The sequence below is a fragment of the Enterobacter cloacae complex sp. S1 genome (assembly GCF_014930525.1).
Taxonomy (GTDB): Bacteria; Pseudomonadota; Gammaproteobacteria; order Enterobacterales; family Enterobacteriaceae; genus Enterobacter; species Enterobacter hormaechei_C.
Genome location: NZ_JADBRE010000011.1, coordinates 116,507 through 131,762, shown reverse-complemented (window position 1 = coordinate 131,762; position 15,256 = coordinate 116,507). Strand labels below are relative to the sequence as shown.

Genomic DNA, 15,256 nt, shown 5'->3' with positions numbered 1-15,256 from the left:
GTTAATCGCCTGCAAGGTATAGCGTACTCTTCCCGCTATTTGGGCAAGCCATTACGTCACGGTTCCTGGCGGATAAACCGCCGAAAGTTAATTAATTACCGTTAAATTTTTGCGGTAACTGTTCGGTGTGAATGAAGTCAATTTTTTAAAGGTTTTAATAAACAGGCTGGGGCTGCTGTAACCCGATTCGTAAGCGATATCGGTGACAGAGTAGTTAGTAATTTCCAGCTGTTTTTTGGCAAAGTTAATGCGGATTTCATTAATGATTTGCACAGGCGTTTTACGGTAATAACGCTGCGTGGCGCGCGTCAAATATTCCTGCGATTTACCCGACAGCGCCACCATATTCTCCAGGGCGTTATCGCTGAACTGTCCTTTATCGTGCATCAGCTCCACGGTACTGCGCAGCCACTGAGGAATATCATCCACCACCTGCTGTTCTTCACGGTGATGGCGGAGGCGATTCATGACGTAGAATGTCACGGTTTCAATAAATTCATCAAATTCATTGTCGCGGAAATTCAGCGAGGCGATAACCGTTTCAATCCAGGTCATAAACTCATTTTTAACGCGATACACCTGTGACGCCACAAAGCAGAACGGCACCAGCGGCAGATAGTGCTTCTCGAAGAAACGCCTGCTCACCCCTACGTTCAGAATGCGTGTCGCACCAAACTCATAAAAGCTCTGGTGATAAGATCCCATTGGCAGGAAGACGAAATCGCCACGCTCAAGCAGGACGCGCTTACCGTTGATCTCCTGATAGTAGCGGCCGGTCAGAACAATCGTGAACTCGTAGTAGTCATGCTGGTGCAGACCGCTGGCGCTCTCCGTTTTGTTGTAAATCACCACGTGAAAATTTTTGCCATTAAACAGCTGTTGCTCATGTGCGGTTTTGATTTCCATCGTGCTGACCTCCTGCTACTTCAACTGACTTATTGCATCTTCTCGTGAAGCTCGATGAGCTCCGCTACCAGCTCGCGTGCCAGCATGGAGGTCATCAGATGATCCTGAGCATGTACCAGCACCAGACTCACTTTCATCTTCCCTTCGCCCTGGTCGCTTTCGATGAGCTTCGTCTGCACCAGATGCGCTTCGTTTAACGCTGTACGGGACTGCTCCATCATGGTTTTCGCGGCAACGAAATCGCCCTGCTTAGCCTGCTTAAGCGCCGCATACGCCAGGCTGCGTGCCTGCCCGGAGTTGATGATGAGGCCCATCACCACCTCTTCCAGATCGTTCTCTGCGGTTTCTTCGGCAACGATACTCTCTAAATCTAACATCTTTAAGCTCCTTTCCGCTGGCGCGAGTTGCCCCGCGCCGTGCAATTTTAGAATTTCAGTGCGAGGGCGATATCCTCTTCGCTCTCTTCTTCATCGATAACCGTTGCGGCCTTGTTCGCAATCGCCACGAACGGCATGTAGAGCAGGGTTGCAATCCCGAGGTTGAATATCGCCAGCAGGAAGGCCGCCACGCTACCGTTGGTGTTGAAGAACGCGCCCAGACCAGCCGGCATCGTCCACGGCGCAATGTTGGTCACCGGCGGGATAATGCCCAGGTAGTACGCCGTCAGCGTAATCGCGGCCAGCAGCGGCTGAACCAGGATGAAGGGAATGAACATCACCGGGTTCATGATAATTGGCAGACCAAACAGGATCGGCTCGTTAATCTGGAAGATGCCTGACGGCAGGGCCAGCTTCGCAACCTGACGATGGTCAGCGCGGCGAGAGACAATAAAGACCGCGATGATCAGACCCAACGTCGCCCCGGTACCGCCCAGGAAGATATAGGAGTCAAGCATCGGCTTCGCCCACACATGGAAGGTTTTACCGGCCGCCAGCGCCGCATCGACGGAGCCGTACTGCTGGTAAAGCGCGACGTTTTCCAGTGCCCATGGGGTCATAATACCGCTGTCCAGCGCCGCCAGTGCCAGTGAACCATGCACGCCGAAGAACCACAGCAGGGAGGTAAAGATGACATACGCCCAACCGACCACGCTACCCATCGACGCCAGCGGCGTTGAGATAGAGTCCATAATGATCTGGTGGAAGTTTGTGCCCCAGTGAGAGAGCGCCCAGGCAATAATCCCCATGATGGAGAGAATAATGAAGCCCGGAATCAACGCGGAAAATGAACGAGAAACGGAGGCCGGAACGCTATCCGGCAAGCGGATAACCCAGTTACGGCGAATAATGAAGGTGAACATTTCGGCCACCACCAGCCCGATAATAATACCGGAAATGATGTTTGCCCCACCCAGCCAGTTGGCGCCAACGGCGTAAGCGTCACCCACGCTGTACGGTGTGACGGTCATGAACGCGGCAATGGACAGTAAGCCTGCCGCCAGCGGATCCACTTTACGCTCTTCCGCCAGCGCCATTCCGATAAAGAAAGGCGCCATTAGCGACATAATACCCAACGTACCGTTGTATACGTTGCCGCCAATGGCTTTTAAACCATTAAGGGTTTCAATAGTTGAAGCATCTAACCTAATTCCTAATGAATAAAAAAAGGAACCTTCTCCAAAGCTCAGAAAAACGTTGTTAATTAAAACGAACATTGCCCCGGCTAATGTCAACGGCATTAATTTAATAAAGCCGTTCTTAATGGCATTAACGTGAGGCTGCTTTCCTATTTTAACAGCAAAAGGAAGGAGTACCTTTTCAAGTGAAGCGATGACTTTACTCATAGGAAAATACCCTTAAATGCCGCAACGACCGTTACGGCGTATTGTGTGTGAAATAACTCTTTGACGGGAAAAATAAAAAATTAATTAGCAGCTTTTTTAATCGCCGCAACGGCAGCTTTTAATACACCTAAACCATCAATCTTGCCGTATAAAACGGAATCGATCACTTCGACCGGCTTATTGGGTAGCAGACGCTGAATTTCTGGCAGCATATAAGCGATTTGCGGCCCGAGTAAAATAACGTCTGCTGTCTGGCCCTTCTCGCCCGCCAGCGTTTCCGGAAACGCCTCAATCACCACAGGGACTTCATATTTTTCGGCCTGCGCGCGCATTTTGGAAACCAGCAGCGAAGTGGACATGCCCGCAGAGCAAAACAGATAGATATGTTTCTTTTCCATGATAACTTCCCTCTTGTTTGGCTACCCGCCGTCTCGCTATCACTCGAGTCGCTATCCTGGCTGACGGGCAGTGTGCTGAACATTGTTTGTCGTTGAAGTGAGTATACGCAATGGTACAGGGAGGGGATAATTCTGGATAGACTGAAATTGTCTCTCATTGACCTGGCTTGTTGACTACCTTCACATTTCAGGCAAATAATTCGCGCCAAGAAATAAGATTCACGTATGCATAAAAAAACCGGCCTTCCGGCCGGTTTGTTAACGCTCTCAGGCAAGCAGGCTTACTGTGCCTTAGGTGCCTGTGGGTCGGTGTCGTATTCAGCACAGGTCTGGTAACCAGAATTGATTACGTGACCCGTATCATCCAGGGCGACAAAGTAGGTCTCTGCCTTACCATCACGTTGACCCAGAATATAGGTCTGGCAGGTACCGCGCGCGTGGATCATAGTGACTTCTGAAGAAGGTTTACCGGCAATGGCTGCAACCTGGGAACGCGTCATGCCTTTTTTTACGTCTTTTACCACTGGCTGTGTGAACTGATCTTTAGTGCGATCGTAAGCTGTACACCCTGCCAGCATAGTCAGTACCGCCGCTGCGCTTAAAATTCCTGCTACGTTCTTGTTCATATTCCGTCCTCTTGTTTATCAGCGTGTTAACTAAGCATGGGATAAAAATTACTATTGTTCAACTTTGCGAGTTACGCCAGACGAATTTCGGAAAATTCTAATAAAACAACGGTAAGCTACTAAATCGCTGTAAAACAGTACACTCAAAACTGTGATCCTTGTCGTTTCCCCGACAAAGGGTTAGTTTTAACAGATCACACTTTCTGTTTGGTTCTGCATAGGGAGGGCGTAATGGCTCTGCAACAAGAAATTATTCAGGCGCTGGGCGCGAAACCTGCGATTGATGCCAATGAAGAGATCCGTCGTAGCGTTGATTTTTTGAAAGCTTACCTGTCTGCACACCCTTTCCTGAAGACGCTGGTGCTGGGTATCAGCGGCGGTCAGGATTCCACTCTGGCCGGTAAGCTGAGCCAGATGGCCATCTCCGAGCTGCGTGACGAGACCGGTGACACCGCGCTGCAATTTATTGCCGTACGTCTGCCGTATGGCGTGCAGGCTGACGAGCAGGACTGTCAGGATGCAATCGCGTTTATTCAGCCGGACCGTGTTCTTACCGTAAATATTAAAGGTTCGGTACTGGCAAGCGAGCAGGCCCTGCGTGAAGCCGGCATTGAACTGAGCGATTTTGTCCGCGGCAACGAGAAAGCCCGTGAGCGCATGAAAGCGCAGTACAGTATCGCAGGGATGACTAAAGGGGTCGTGGTCGGCACCGACCACGCCGCGGAAGCTATCACCGGCTTCTTCACCAAATACGGCGATGGCGGCACGGATATCAACCCCCTCTTCCGCCTGAACAAGCGTCAGGGTAAGCAACTGCTGGCGGCGTTGGGCTGCCCGGAGCACCTGTATAAGAAGGCGCCAACGGCGGACCTGGAGGACGATCGCCCTTCCCTGCCGGATGAAGCGGCGCTGGGCGTTACGTATGACAACATCGATGATTATCTGGAAGGCAAAACGCTCGACGAAGGTACCGCTAAAATTATCGAAGGCTGGTATCTGAAAACCGAGCATAAGCGCCGTCCGCCCATTACGGTGTTTGATGATTTCTGGAAAAAGTAAAAGCAAAACGGTAACTCCGCTTTGCAGGCCGGGTAAGGCGTAGCCGCCACCCGGCTCTTTTTTAACCACCAAACACCTGCTACACTGTATGCCTGAACAGTATATGGAGCAGTATGTGAGCAGGCGTCAATCCGCCCCGCGTCTTGAGTTCGAAGCGGCGGCTATCTACGAATATCCCGAGCATCTTCGCCCCTGGCTTGAGGCACTGCCTAAACAGCCTGGCGTCTATTTCTTCCACGGCGACAGCGACACCATGCCGCTCTATATCGGCAAAAGCGTGAATATCCGCAGCCGGGTGATGTCGCACCTGCGTACGCCGGATGAAGCATCGATGCTCAGGCAGTCCCGGCGGATCACCTGGATCGAGACGGCAGGCGAACTGGGCGCGCTTCTGCTCGAAGCCCGGCTCATCAAGGAACAGCAGCCGCTGTTTAACAAACGCCTGCGCCGCAACCGCCAGCTCTGTTCCTTGCAGATTAACGCAGGAAAACCGCAGGTTGTTTATGCCCGGGAAGTGGATTTTTCGCATGAACCCAATCTTTACGGTCTGTTTGCCAACAAACGTGCCGCACTGCAAACCCTGCAATCCCTGGCTGATGAATTACAGCTTTGTTACGGCCTGTTAGGACTGGAAGCCACCACCCGCGGTCGCGCCTGTTTCCGCTCAGCGCTGAAACGCTGCGCCGGGGCGTGCTGTGGAAAAGAGAGCGTTGAAGAACATCATGCCCGGTTTATGGCTGGCCTAGCCTCTATCAGCGTTAACTGCTGGCCGTGGGAAGGCGCGGTGGCGCTGAAAGAAACCCGCGATGGGATGACGCACTATCACATCATCCGCAACTGGCTCTGGCTTGGCGCCGTTGAAAATCTGGATGACGCTACCGCTCTGCTGCGCACCCCTGCCGGTTTCGATCAGGATGGTTACAAAATTCTCTGCAAGCCACTGTTAACCGGAAAATATGAGATCATCGTCCTCAATGACCCGGCAGCCAGGTAATTTCACTGAACAGCAGCGACCCCTTCGTTTCCAGTAAACGGAGGGTATGACTGCCCGCTTCCCAGCTGGCGCCCTGATCGGCTGTCAGTAATTTGTCGCCCAGTTGCCAGGCGCCGCTTAATACGAATGCCACCCCACCGCGTGATGCGAAGGTAGTGAACGTCCGGGTAGCAACGCGCACCTTTGCCTGGCAGCAATCCCGTCGGGTCATGATGTTGAAGTCCATCGACATCTGCCCCTCTGTGAGCACGGCTTTCACCGCCAGATCGCCCGCAAATCGGTAAGGCTGATGATGCTTCAGGGTATGACAAAACGCCCTGCCTGCATCCAGGGTCACCTCGCCGCCCTCCAGCAGCGTAATCACCCGGTCGACGCCCGGGAACGCGGAAAATTCGCCGTTACTGGCGATGGAGGCAATACTGGCCCGCCAGAAAAAATCCCGCGTCGCGGGAGGAAAACAGCAAATCTCACGCGTCTCACCCGCACCATTACGCCAGAGACTGACCGGCATTTTACGGATATCAAAGAATTCCATGACCACTCCTGAAGGACGCACCGTGCGCCAGGGCATTTTCACAGACGTATTATCGGCAGCAGTCAGGCCAGACCTTAGGCATGGGATAAAAGAAAAACCGCCGGTCCTGTCCACAGCGTTTTCGCTTTTGTAGACAGGAGCCCGGCGGTCTTAAGAGAGTGAACCGATTATTCGGTTGGTGCAGGCATTTTACCTTCCGGCGCTGCACGTTCTGTCAGACGCTTCTCAAAATTGGCATTAAATTCCTTTTTCTGTTCCGGCGTCAGAATGTTGTAAATCTTGTTCTGAGTTTCCATGTGGGCCAGCATGCGCGCTTTATGCTGCTCGGCCATTTTGTCGATCTGCGCTTCCGCTTTTGCTTTATCGAAGCTGTCGCTGGCAATGATGTCATGCATTGCGCGGCGCTCTTCCAGCGGAGGACGTTTCATCTGGTCACGCTGGCTTTTCATGATGTCGCGGATCTGCTGCTTCTGCGCATCGGTGAGGTTCAGATCTTTAAACATCATCATTTCATGGTGCATACCCGGCTTGCCTTTATGATGCATCATCATTTTGCCTTCCGTCGGCGCGGCGGTAGTGGTCGCGGTATCGGCGGCGAACGCCATGCTGGTAGCGCCCAGAGCCAGGGTAGAGGCAACAAACAGTGCAGTTAATTTACGCATAATGTCTTTCCTTACTTTCAGTTATTCTTCGGCGCTATGCCGTGTTGACGAGATTAACTTTACGGGGTTTATCGTCAATTAGTCAGAGCAACGGTAAAACAATGAAAGTGTAAAAAACAACTTTTCGCCAATTGTGGAGAAATTAAGGAAAAAGCGTGGAGAGATGAAACAAAAATATTCAACAGGATGATTTTAAAGAGATTATGGAGAAGTATAGCGAAGTGCCGTTTAATAATAAAGCAATTCTCCAGGAATATTCCGCAAACAATACCAGAGCGCTTTTAACGCTAAGAAATTTATTCTTCATTTCCCCTCCGGTCTGCGCGAGGGGAGACGATCAGGGCATTTTTTCCAGCATCAGGCCAGCTCGCAAACCAAACGCGACCGACGGATTAGGAAATAAAACATATTCCGTGGATTTCTGTACCTCATAGCGCGTCTCACCATCTTCCGCCAGCAGGACGCCCTGGCGAAACGGCGTAAAGTTCAGCGTATGGGGCGCCATATGTAGCTGGAAAGCCTCGCTTTGACGCGTGATCTGCTGCACGACCCGATAGCGCACAACGGGTTCCCGGGAGGGTTCCGGCGCAACCCCGGCGAGCAACGCCCGAAGCGCCTGATGCGTAGGGGCAAAACGCGTCAGGTCGTTTTGCCCGAACGGCAGCGCTTTTCCTAGCTCCAGGGTGCAGGATAACGCGCCAACATTCTCGCAGGTGAAGTGGGTAAACGTGCCGCCTGGCGTCTGGTGGAAAACCAGCGCCTCCAGCCCCGCGTCGCCAAGCCAGGTCAGAAACGCCTCATCCCACGGCTGATGACGCTGCGGTAACACGCCAAAACGCACGTGGTACGAGGCGCGAATGGCCGTATGCAGATCGAGGTGCCAGCGCGTTTCCCCCGCCCCGGCAAAAAACGCCGTGACCACCTTCTCCAGCCATTGCGCGCGTTTCGTCTCATCACTCTGTGGAAACTGCGCCCAGCGACCACCAAACATGCGGTTGATGTCGCTCACGAGATACCGTTTATTTTGCGCCAGCGCAGGCGGATTTCCCAGCACCACCAGCAGACGGCAGTGCAGCGTGATCTCTGCGCGAAACAGCGCGCGCAGCAAAAGATCGACAATCTCCACGGGCGCGGTTTCGTTTCCGTGAATGCCGGTCGAAAGCAGCAGCGACAGGTCATATTCCCCCGTCGGCGTCAGTTCAAGCACGCCAGGCCCCAGCCATCGCCAGTGGAACGAGGGGCCTTCCCCCTCTTGCCGCTCCGGTGTCTCTTCGGCCAGCGTCAGCGCCAGTAAGTTTTCCATATCATCTCCTTAGCGCTGGAACGGATAAACCGATCCCAGTTGCAGGATGGTCGATAATGCATCCAGCGCCTCGCGGCCTTCGCGCAGCAGCTGCGGATCAACCAGATCGGCCTGAACCAGACGGTCGCGATAATAGCGGTCCACCCAGTCATTGAGGGTATTGAACAGCGTGTCGTTCATCATCACCGCCGGATTCACGGCCTGCATCTCCTCCGGCGTTAACACCACGCGCAGTCGCAGGCACGCCGGTCCCCCGCCGTTGGCCATACTTTCCCGCAGATCAAACACGCGCAGTTCATCAATCGGGATATCCGCCTGCACCAGTTCGCTCAGATAGCGCCAGACGCCCTGATGGTTGCGGGACTCCTGCGGCAGCACCAGCATCATGCTGCCATCATCCCGGCTCAGCAGCTGGCTGTTGAACAGATACGTTTCGACCGCATCCTGCACGCTTACCGCCTGCGTGGGCACCTGAATCGGCATAAATCCCGGCACGCGTTCGCGCAGCGTGGCCAGCAACTTTTCCTGATGGGCAAACGCCTGCTCGTGGCAGAACAGCACCTGACGGTTGGAAACGGCAATGACGTCGTTATGAAACACGCCCTGGTCGATCACCTGCGGATTTTGCTGGGCAAAAATCACCTGAGAAGGATTAACCTGGTTCAGCCGCGCAACCGCCTGGCTTGCGGCTAAAGTTTGTCTCGCCGGATAACGAACCGGCGCGGCGTGGCCGCCCTCTTCCCGTCCATAGATAAACAGCTGCAAACCCGGCTCGCCATAGTCGCCGCCCAGACGGTTGTGGTTTGCCGCCCCTTCATCGCCAAACATCGCGACCTGCGGCAGCGCCGAATGTACCTCGAAATGCGCTTCATGATTAAAAATGGCGCGCAGCACGCGCCCGGTGGTCTCCGCTTCGCTGGCGCGGTGGAATTTGTTGTTCAGGTTAGCAACGGTCAGATGCACTTTGCCGTCCAGCGTATCCGCCGACGGCGCAACGGTGGCGGCATTCGCCACCCACATCGAGGAGGCTGAACTGGCCGCCGAAAGCAGGTGTGGCGTCTGCGTGCCTGCTTTTTCCACCACCTGTTCATCCGTACCGCTGAACCCCAGCTGGCGCAGCACGGCCACGTTTGGTCGCTCCTGAGGCGGGATCACCGCCTGCGGGAAACCGGCATCGGACAGCGCCTTCATTTTCAACAGACCCTGCTTCGCCGCCAGCTTCGGGTTCGAGACCTGGAAACGGTGCTTCGTCGAGGCTTCATTACCGAACGACAGCCCGGCATAGTGGTGCGTCAGCCCCACGAGGCCGTCAAAGTTAACCTCACGCGCTTTCATGGGCGTCACCCTCTGTAAAATCCAGCCCCGGATTCAGCGTCTCCGGCAGCGTCAGCGCCGGGGTTTCCAGGCTTGCCATCGGCCACGCGCAGTAATCGGCGGCATACCAGGCGCTGGCGCGATGGTTGCCCGACGCCCCTACGCCACCAAACGGCGCGGTGCTCGCCGCACCGGTCAGCGGTTTGTTCCAGTTCACGATCCCGGCGCGCGCTTCCAGCAGCAGCTGTTCGAATTTCTCGCGATGCGGCGATATCAGGCCGCTCGACAGGCCGTAGCGGGTGTTGTTGGCCATCTCGATCGCCGACTCAAAATCGTCATAGCGCCAGACGCACAGCAGCGGGCCAAAGACCTCTTCATCCGGCACGTTACTCGTCGCACTCATCTCAATAATCCCCGGCGTCAGCAGCGACGTGCCCGGCTGAACCAGCTTCGGCTCCAGCAGGGTTTTCGCCCCGCGCGCCACGTGCTCCTGCCACGCTTTCAGCACGTTCAGCGCCGCCTGCGCGGAGATCAGCCCGCCGATAAACGGCTGCGGCTCGGCATCCCATTTCGCGGGAACCAGACGCGCGCTCACCTCCACCAGACGCTTCAGGAACGCATCCCCCTGCGCGCCGCGTTTAACCAGCAGGCGGCGGGCACAGGTACAGCGCTGTCCGGCGGTAATGAACGCCGACTGAATGGTCAGATGGACCGCGGCATCGATATCATCCGGATCTTCCACAATCAGCGGGTTGTTGCCGCCCATCTCCAGCGCCAGAATTTTTTCCGGCTGCCCCGCCAGCTGACGATGCAGCTGATAGCCCGTTCCGGCACTGCCGGTGAACAGCAGACCGTCAATGTCGCTCAGCGCACTCAGCGCCTGACCTGTTTCACGCCCGCCCTGCACCAGATTCACCACCCCCGGCGGCAGCCCCGCCTGCTCCCAGAGTTTTATGACTGCTTCTCCGGTTAAGGGGGTTAACTCACTCGGCTTGAAGATGACGGTATTCCCCGCCAGCAGCGCAGGCACAATGTGCCCGTTCGGCAGATGTCCGGGGAAGTTATACGGGCCAAACACCGCCAGCACCCCGTGCGGACGGTGGCGCAGCGTGGCGGCGCCGTCTGGCATCTCGGTATGCTGCTCGCCGGTGCGGGTATGGTACGCCTTCACCGATATCGCAATTTTGTTGATCATCGCCGTGACTTCGGTTGTTGCCTCCCAGCGCGGCTTGCTGGTTTCGCAGGCAATGATGCGGGTCAGCTCGGCTTTATTGGCCTCCAGCAGCGCAGCAAATTTCTCAACCAGCGCCTGGCGCTCGAAGAATGGCCGTTTCGCCCATGCCGGAAACGCGCGCCGTGCAGCCTGGCAGGCCTGCTCAACCTGCCCGGCGCTGGCGTCGTTCCCCGACCAGAGCACCTCCTGGCCGACCGGGTTAGTTTTTGTCCGCGCGTCACCTTCGCCCGTTACCCAGTCACCGTTAATCCATAGAGTCATGCTGTTTTCTCCTCAGGGCAGAGTCGTACCAGGCGAACCGTGTCGCCAGCGTTACATTTCAGGGCATCCAGTTGCGCAGCCGTCAGTACCAGACGCTCGCATGATGGGTTGGTTCGCACCAGCATGGCGCGGAAGTTGGTGTAATTCTCGTTAGAGACCAGGCAGGCTGGCCACTCGCCCGGCGCGGGCTGGCCCTCCGAGACCTCAACCAGGCGGCTTTTACGGATGGCGCGAACGCGGTCAATGTCGCATTCCAGCGTCGGGCCGCCGTCGAAAATGTCGACGTAGTTACGGTAGCGAAATCCCTCTTTCTCCAGCACTGCGCGAGCCGGGGCGGTTTGCGGGTGAACTTCGCCGATCACCGCCTGCGCTTCCGGGGTTAAGAAATGGGTATAAATAGGATGCTTCGGCATCAGCTCGGCGATAAACGCCTTCTGACCGGTACCGCACAGGTAATCCGCCCGGCTAAATTCCATGGAGAAGAAGCGTTCGCCCAGACTCTCCCAGAACGGCGAGTAGCCCGTCTCATCAATCACGCCGCGCATCTCCGCGACCACTTTTTCGTTGAAGCGGTCGCGAAAGGCGGCCATAAACATAAAGCGCGATTTGGAGAGCAGATAACCGTTGCCCTCTTTGCGCCAGTCCGGATCGAGAAACAGGGTGCAGAGTTCGCTGGCGCCGGTATGGTCATTACAGAGGAAGAGCGTCGGCAGCGCGTTGTAAACGTTCAGCTCTTTCGAGGCGTGGACCATCGTGCCGACGCGGTAGTTGTACCACGGATCGTTAAGCCCGACGGCCACCTCAATGGCGCAAATCCCCGCCACGGTTCCCGTGTCGGTATCTTCCAGCACGAACACATAGCCCTGTTCGCTTTTTGGCAACGTCCCCTGCCAGGTTTGCAGGGCGCGCTCAATGCGCGCCGACAGCGTTTTTTCATCGGCAGGCAGCGAGGTTAGCCCGCCCCCTGTCTTACCGGCAAGCTGCATAAGCCCGGCGAGATCGCCGTGCGCAACGGGACGGATGACCATCATGATGACACCCCGGACTTCACCTGTTCGCAGGCCAGCGCAAAACGATCTAACCCGGTTCTGACCTCTTCCTCGCTGACGATCAGCGCAGGGGCAAACCGCACCACGTTAGCACCGGCAATCAGCACCATTACGCCCTGCTTTGCCGCTTCCTGTGAAATCAGCTTCGCTTTGCCGGCAAACTCAGGGGCAAGCTCACAGCCTATTAACAGCCCCAGACCGCGGATCTCTTTGAACAAGCCGGTCTGGTTATTGATGGCAGTAAGGCGCTCAACAAACCACTGGTGACGCTGCTTCACGCCGTTAAGCACCTCAGGGGTGTTGATGATATCCAGCACCTGTCCGGCGACAGCGGTTGCCAGCGGGTTGCCGCCGTATGTGGTGCCATGGGTGCCCACGGTCATCACGCTGGCGAATTTATCGGTGGTCAGCATCGCCCCCACCGGGAAACCGCCGCCGAGCGCTTTGGCTGTTGAGAGCACATCCGGGGTCACGCCATAGTGCATGTAGGCGTACAGCTCACCCGTGCGGCCCACGCCGGTCTGGACTTCGTCAAAAATCAGGACCGCGTTATGCCGATCGCACAGCTCGCGCAGCCCTTGCAGGAACGCTTTCTGGGCGGGCATGACGCCGCCTTCCCCCTGCATGGGCTCGACAATCACCGCACAGGTGGTGTCGTCAATCAGCTCGCTGGCAGAGTGTAAATCGTTATACGCCGCATGACGGATATCCGGCGGCAGCGGCGCAAAATCCTGAGAATATGAGGGCTGACCACCCGCGCTGACGGTAAACAGCGTTCGGCCATGGAAGGCATTTTTAAAGGCTACGATGCCGCTTTTGTGCGCGCCGAATTTATCGTGCGCATATTTTCGCGCCAGCTTCAGCGCCGCTTCGTTCGCTTCCGCGCCGGAGTTACAGAAAAAGACTTTTTCTGCGAAAGTGGCGTCGATCAGCTTCTTCGCCAGACGCAATGCCGGTTCGTTGGTATAACCGTTGCCGGTATGCCAGAATTTCGCCGCCTGGTCATTCAGCGCCTGCCGCAGCGCCGGGTTTGCATGCCCCAGCGCATTCACCGCAATCCCACCCGCAAAGTCGATATACTCTTTGCCCTGCTGATCCCACAGGCGAGAGCCTTCCCCACGTACCGGAATAAAAGCCGCCGGAGCGTATACCGGCATCATCCATTCATCGAAATTTTCACGCGTAACTGACAGAGACATAGCGACCTCATCCGGTAAATAAAAGGTTGTTTAAATGTTAAATGATTGAGTGTTTGCACTGTGAATGTAGATTGCAGCGTTCGTGCCAGCCAGCGATAAAAATGCATAAACGGGTTGGGGTAACAGAATATCAATGAGTTACAATATGGAGCTATTCACTGTTAATGCATAAATAGTGAATATTTTTACGACAAGCGGCGCTTTGCCGCATGAAAACAAGAAAGAGTATGCAGAGGCCAAATATAATTCTGGAATTGTGATCGCTCGCGAAATTTATCGGTCCTTTATGCCCTGTTCGAGGGCAAAACGCGCCGAAATGGTGCAAATATTGCACCGTCGGCATTATCTGTCGCAGTAATTGGGCGAAGCGGATAACAGACGACGTAAATTCTGCTACCATCCTTGCACTATTCACCTTGCATTGGCAGCGACTATGAAATTTGTCTCTTTTAATATCAACGGCCTGCGTGCCCGCCCTCACCAGCTTGAAGCGATTGTTGAGCAACATCAGCCAGATGTGATCGGCTTGCAGGAGACAAAAGTTCACGACGATATGTTCCCGCTCGAAGAGGTAGCGAAGCTGGGCTATAACGTTTTTTACCACGGTCAGAAAGGCCACTACGGCGTTGCGCTGCTGACCAAAGATACGCCGGTGTCGGTGCGTCGTGGCTTCCCGGGTGACGATGAAGAGGCGCAACGCCGCATCATCATGGCGGAAATTCCTTCCGCGCTCGGCAATGTGACCGTCATCAACGGCTATTTTCCGCAGGGTGAAAGCCGCGATCATGAAACCAAATTCCCGGCCAAAGCGAAGTTTTATCAGGATCTGCAAAACTACCTGACAACCGAACTCAAAAAAGAAAACCCGGTGCTGATCATGGGCGACATGAATATCAGCCCGACGGATCTGGATATCGGTATTGGCGAAGAGAACCGTAAGCGCTGGCTGCGCACCGGCAAATGCTCTTTCCTGCCGGAGGAGCGCGAGTGGATGGAGCGCCTGCTGGGTTGGGGGCTGGTGGATACTTTCCGCACGGCTAACCCGGCGACGCAGGATCGCTTCTCGTGGTTTGACTATCGCTCTAAAGGCTTCGATGACAACCGGGGCCTGCGTATTGATCTGCTGCTGGCGAGCGCCCCCCTGGCCGAACGCTGCATCGAAACCGGTATCGACTATGACATCCGTAGTATGGAAAAGCCGTCCGACCATGCGCCGGTATGGGCAACGTTCAAGCTGTAAACTTCAGTGAATATTAAAAAAATCAGTCTCCTGTGCGCCCTTTTGGGCGCATTTGTTTTGACCGTTGTTTTGCTTCCTCCAGGCATGCTCTCCCTCGACACGCTAAAAATGCACCAGCAAACGTTGCTCGATCGTGTGGAGCAGGCGCCTCTTCAGAGCGCGCTGATCTATTTTGCGGTTTACGTTCTGCTCTCCGCGCTGTCGATCCCCGGAGCCGCGCTTCTGACGCTGCTCGGCGGGGCGCTTTTCAGCCTGTGGGAGGCGACGCTGTTGGTGTCATTTGCCTCGACGCTCGGCGCCACGCTTGCCATGCTCGTCAGCCGTTATCTGCTGCGCGACTGGGTGCAACGGCGCTTTGCCGCACAGATGAGCACGATAGATGCGGGGATGGATCGCGACGGCGCACGCTACCTTTTTGCCCTGCGCCTGATGCCGTTGTTCCCGTTCTTTCTGGTCAATTTGCTGATGGGGCTAACCCGTCTCAGGGTGCGTCACTACTGGTGGGTCAGCCAGCTTGCAATGCTACCTGCCACCGTCATTTATCTGAACGCCGGACGCGAGCTGGGGAAACTCACCGCGCTGCGCGATATTCTGTCGCCGGGACTGCTGTTCGCCTTTACACTATTAGGGTTATTACCGCTGGTCACTCGCTGGCTGTTTTCCCGTTACATCCCTTCGATTAAAAAGTGAGGC

General features: G+C 55.4%; 16 protein-coding genes. 4 read left to right on the top strand and 12 right to left on the bottom strand.

Going from position 1 to position 15,256, the window contains the following annotated elements; translation table 11 throughout:
- Positions 1–87: 87 nt before the first annotated feature.
- The 5 genes from chbR to osmE all read right to left on the bottom strand — a co-directional run bounded on the left by chbR (position 88) and on the right by osmE (position 3,713).
- A complete protein-coding gene (gene chbR, locus IM290_RS10050) occupies positions 88–906 on the bottom strand; it encodes a transcriptional regulator ChbR (protein ID WP_017384663.1) in 819 nt (272 codons plus the stop codon).
- 29 nt (positions 907–935) lie between these two features.
- On the bottom strand, positions 936–1,283 hold the full coding sequence (gene chbA, locus IM290_RS10045) for a PTS N,N'-diacetylchitobiose transporter subunit IIA (RefSeq protein WP_003857835.1): 348 nt from the start codon (positions 1,281–1,283) through the stop codon (positions 936–938).
- 47 nt (positions 1,284–1,330) lie between these two features.
- The gene (gene chbC, locus IM290_RS10040; protein WP_017384664.1) at positions 1,331–2,689 is read right to left on the bottom strand and encodes a PTS N,N'-diacetylchitobiose transporter subunit IIC; all 1,359 of its coding nucleotides are present in this window, start codon (positions 2,687–2,689) and stop codon (positions 1,331–1,333) included.
- Between the two features lie 80 nt (positions 2,690–2,769).
- Positions 2,770–3,087 (bottom strand): PTS N,N'-diacetylchitobiose transporter subunit IIB, encoded by a 318-nt coding sequence (chbB, locus tag IM290_RS10035; protein WP_015570750.1) that lies wholly within the window; start codon positions 3,085–3,087, stop codon positions 2,770–2,772.
- A 281-nt stretch (positions 3,088–3,368) separates the two neighbouring features.
- Positions 3,369–3,713 carry an osmotically-inducible lipoprotein OsmE gene (osmE, locus tag IM290_RS10030; protein ID WP_003857836.1) on the bottom strand — a complete coding sequence of 115 codons (345 nt, stop codon included), beginning with the start codon at positions 3,711–3,713 and terminating at the stop codon, positions 3,369–3,371.
- 231 nt (positions 3,714–3,944) lie between these two features.
- Between osmE and nadE the strand changes: the two genes are divergently transcribed.
- Both nadE and cho read left to right on the top strand, forming a co-directional pair.
- Positions 3,945–4,772: an ammonia-dependent NAD(+) synthetase gene (nadE, locus tag IM290_RS10025; protein ID WP_003857837.1), complete on the top strand. Its 828-nt coding sequence runs from the start codon at positions 3,945–3,947 to the stop codon at positions 4,770–4,772.
- Between the two features lie 115 nt (positions 4,773–4,887).
- Complete coding sequence (cho, locus tag IM290_RS10020; RefSeq protein WP_063136382.1) at positions 4,888–5,766, top strand: excinuclease Cho; 879 nt, start codon at positions 4,888–4,890, stop codon at positions 5,764–5,766.
- Here the strand turns inward: cho and ves are convergent.
- From ves to IM290_RS09985, 7 genes are all read right to left on the bottom strand, one after another.
- The gene (gene ves, locus IM290_RS10015; protein ID WP_017384666.1) at positions 5,744–6,301 is read right to left on the bottom strand and encodes an environmental stress-induced protein Ves; all 558 of its coding nucleotides are present in this window, start codon (positions 6,299–6,301) and stop codon (positions 5,744–5,746) included. The two genes, cho and ves, sit on opposite strands and share 23 nt — an antisense overlap.
- Before the next feature lie 167 nt (positions 6,302–6,468).
- Positions 6,469–6,963: an ATP-independent periplasmic protein-refolding chaperone Spy gene (gene spy / locus IM290_RS10010; RefSeq protein WP_193041558.1), complete on the bottom strand. Its 495-nt coding sequence runs from the start codon at positions 6,961–6,963 to the stop codon at positions 6,469–6,471.
- A 337-nt stretch (positions 6,964–7,300) separates the two neighbouring features.
- The gene (astE, locus tag IM290_RS10005) at positions 7,301–8,266 is read right to left on the bottom strand and encodes a succinylglutamate desuccinylase (RefSeq protein ID WP_193041557.1); all 966 of its coding nucleotides are present in this window, start codon (positions 8,264–8,266) and stop codon (positions 7,301–7,303) included.
- 9 nt (positions 8,267–8,275) lie between these two features.
- Positions 8,276–9,601 (bottom strand): N-succinylarginine dihydrolase, encoded by a 1,326-nt coding sequence (astB, locus tag IM290_RS10000; RefSeq protein WP_193041556.1) that lies wholly within the window; start codon positions 9,599–9,601, stop codon positions 8,276–8,278.
- A complete protein-coding gene (gene astD / locus IM290_RS09995; RefSeq protein WP_193041555.1) occupies positions 9,588–11,075 on the bottom strand; it encodes a succinylglutamate-semialdehyde dehydrogenase in 1,488 nt (495 codons plus the stop codon). Before astD ends, astB begins: the two co-directional genes overlap by 14 nt.
- A complete protein-coding gene (gene astA, locus IM290_RS09990; RefSeq protein ID WP_022650887.1) occupies positions 11,072–12,106 on the bottom strand; it encodes an arginine N-succinyltransferase in 1,035 nt (344 codons plus the stop codon). Before astA ends, astD begins: the two co-directional genes overlap by 4 nt.
- On the bottom strand, positions 12,103–13,323 hold the full coding sequence (locus tag IM290_RS09985; protein WP_032104258.1) for an aspartate aminotransferase family protein: 1,221 nt from the start codon (positions 13,321–13,323) through the stop codon (positions 12,103–12,105). Before IM290_RS09985 ends, astA begins: the two co-directional genes overlap by 4 nt.
- Positions 13,324–13,756: 433 nt before the next feature.
- Here IM290_RS09985 and xthA point away from each other — a divergent pair, with 433 nt between their 5' ends.
- Positions 13,757–14,563: an exodeoxyribonuclease III gene (gene xthA / locus IM290_RS09980; protein WP_015570756.1), complete on the top strand. Its 807-nt coding sequence runs from the start codon at positions 13,757–13,759 to the stop codon at positions 14,561–14,563.
- A gap of 6 nt (positions 14,564–14,569) precedes the next feature.
- Entirely contained in the window at positions 14,570–15,253 is a 684-nt protein-coding gene (locus IM290_RS09975) for a TVP38/TMEM64 family protein (protein WP_045344210.1), read from the top strand.
- The last annotated feature ends 3 nt before the right edge of the window (positions 15,254–15,256 follow it).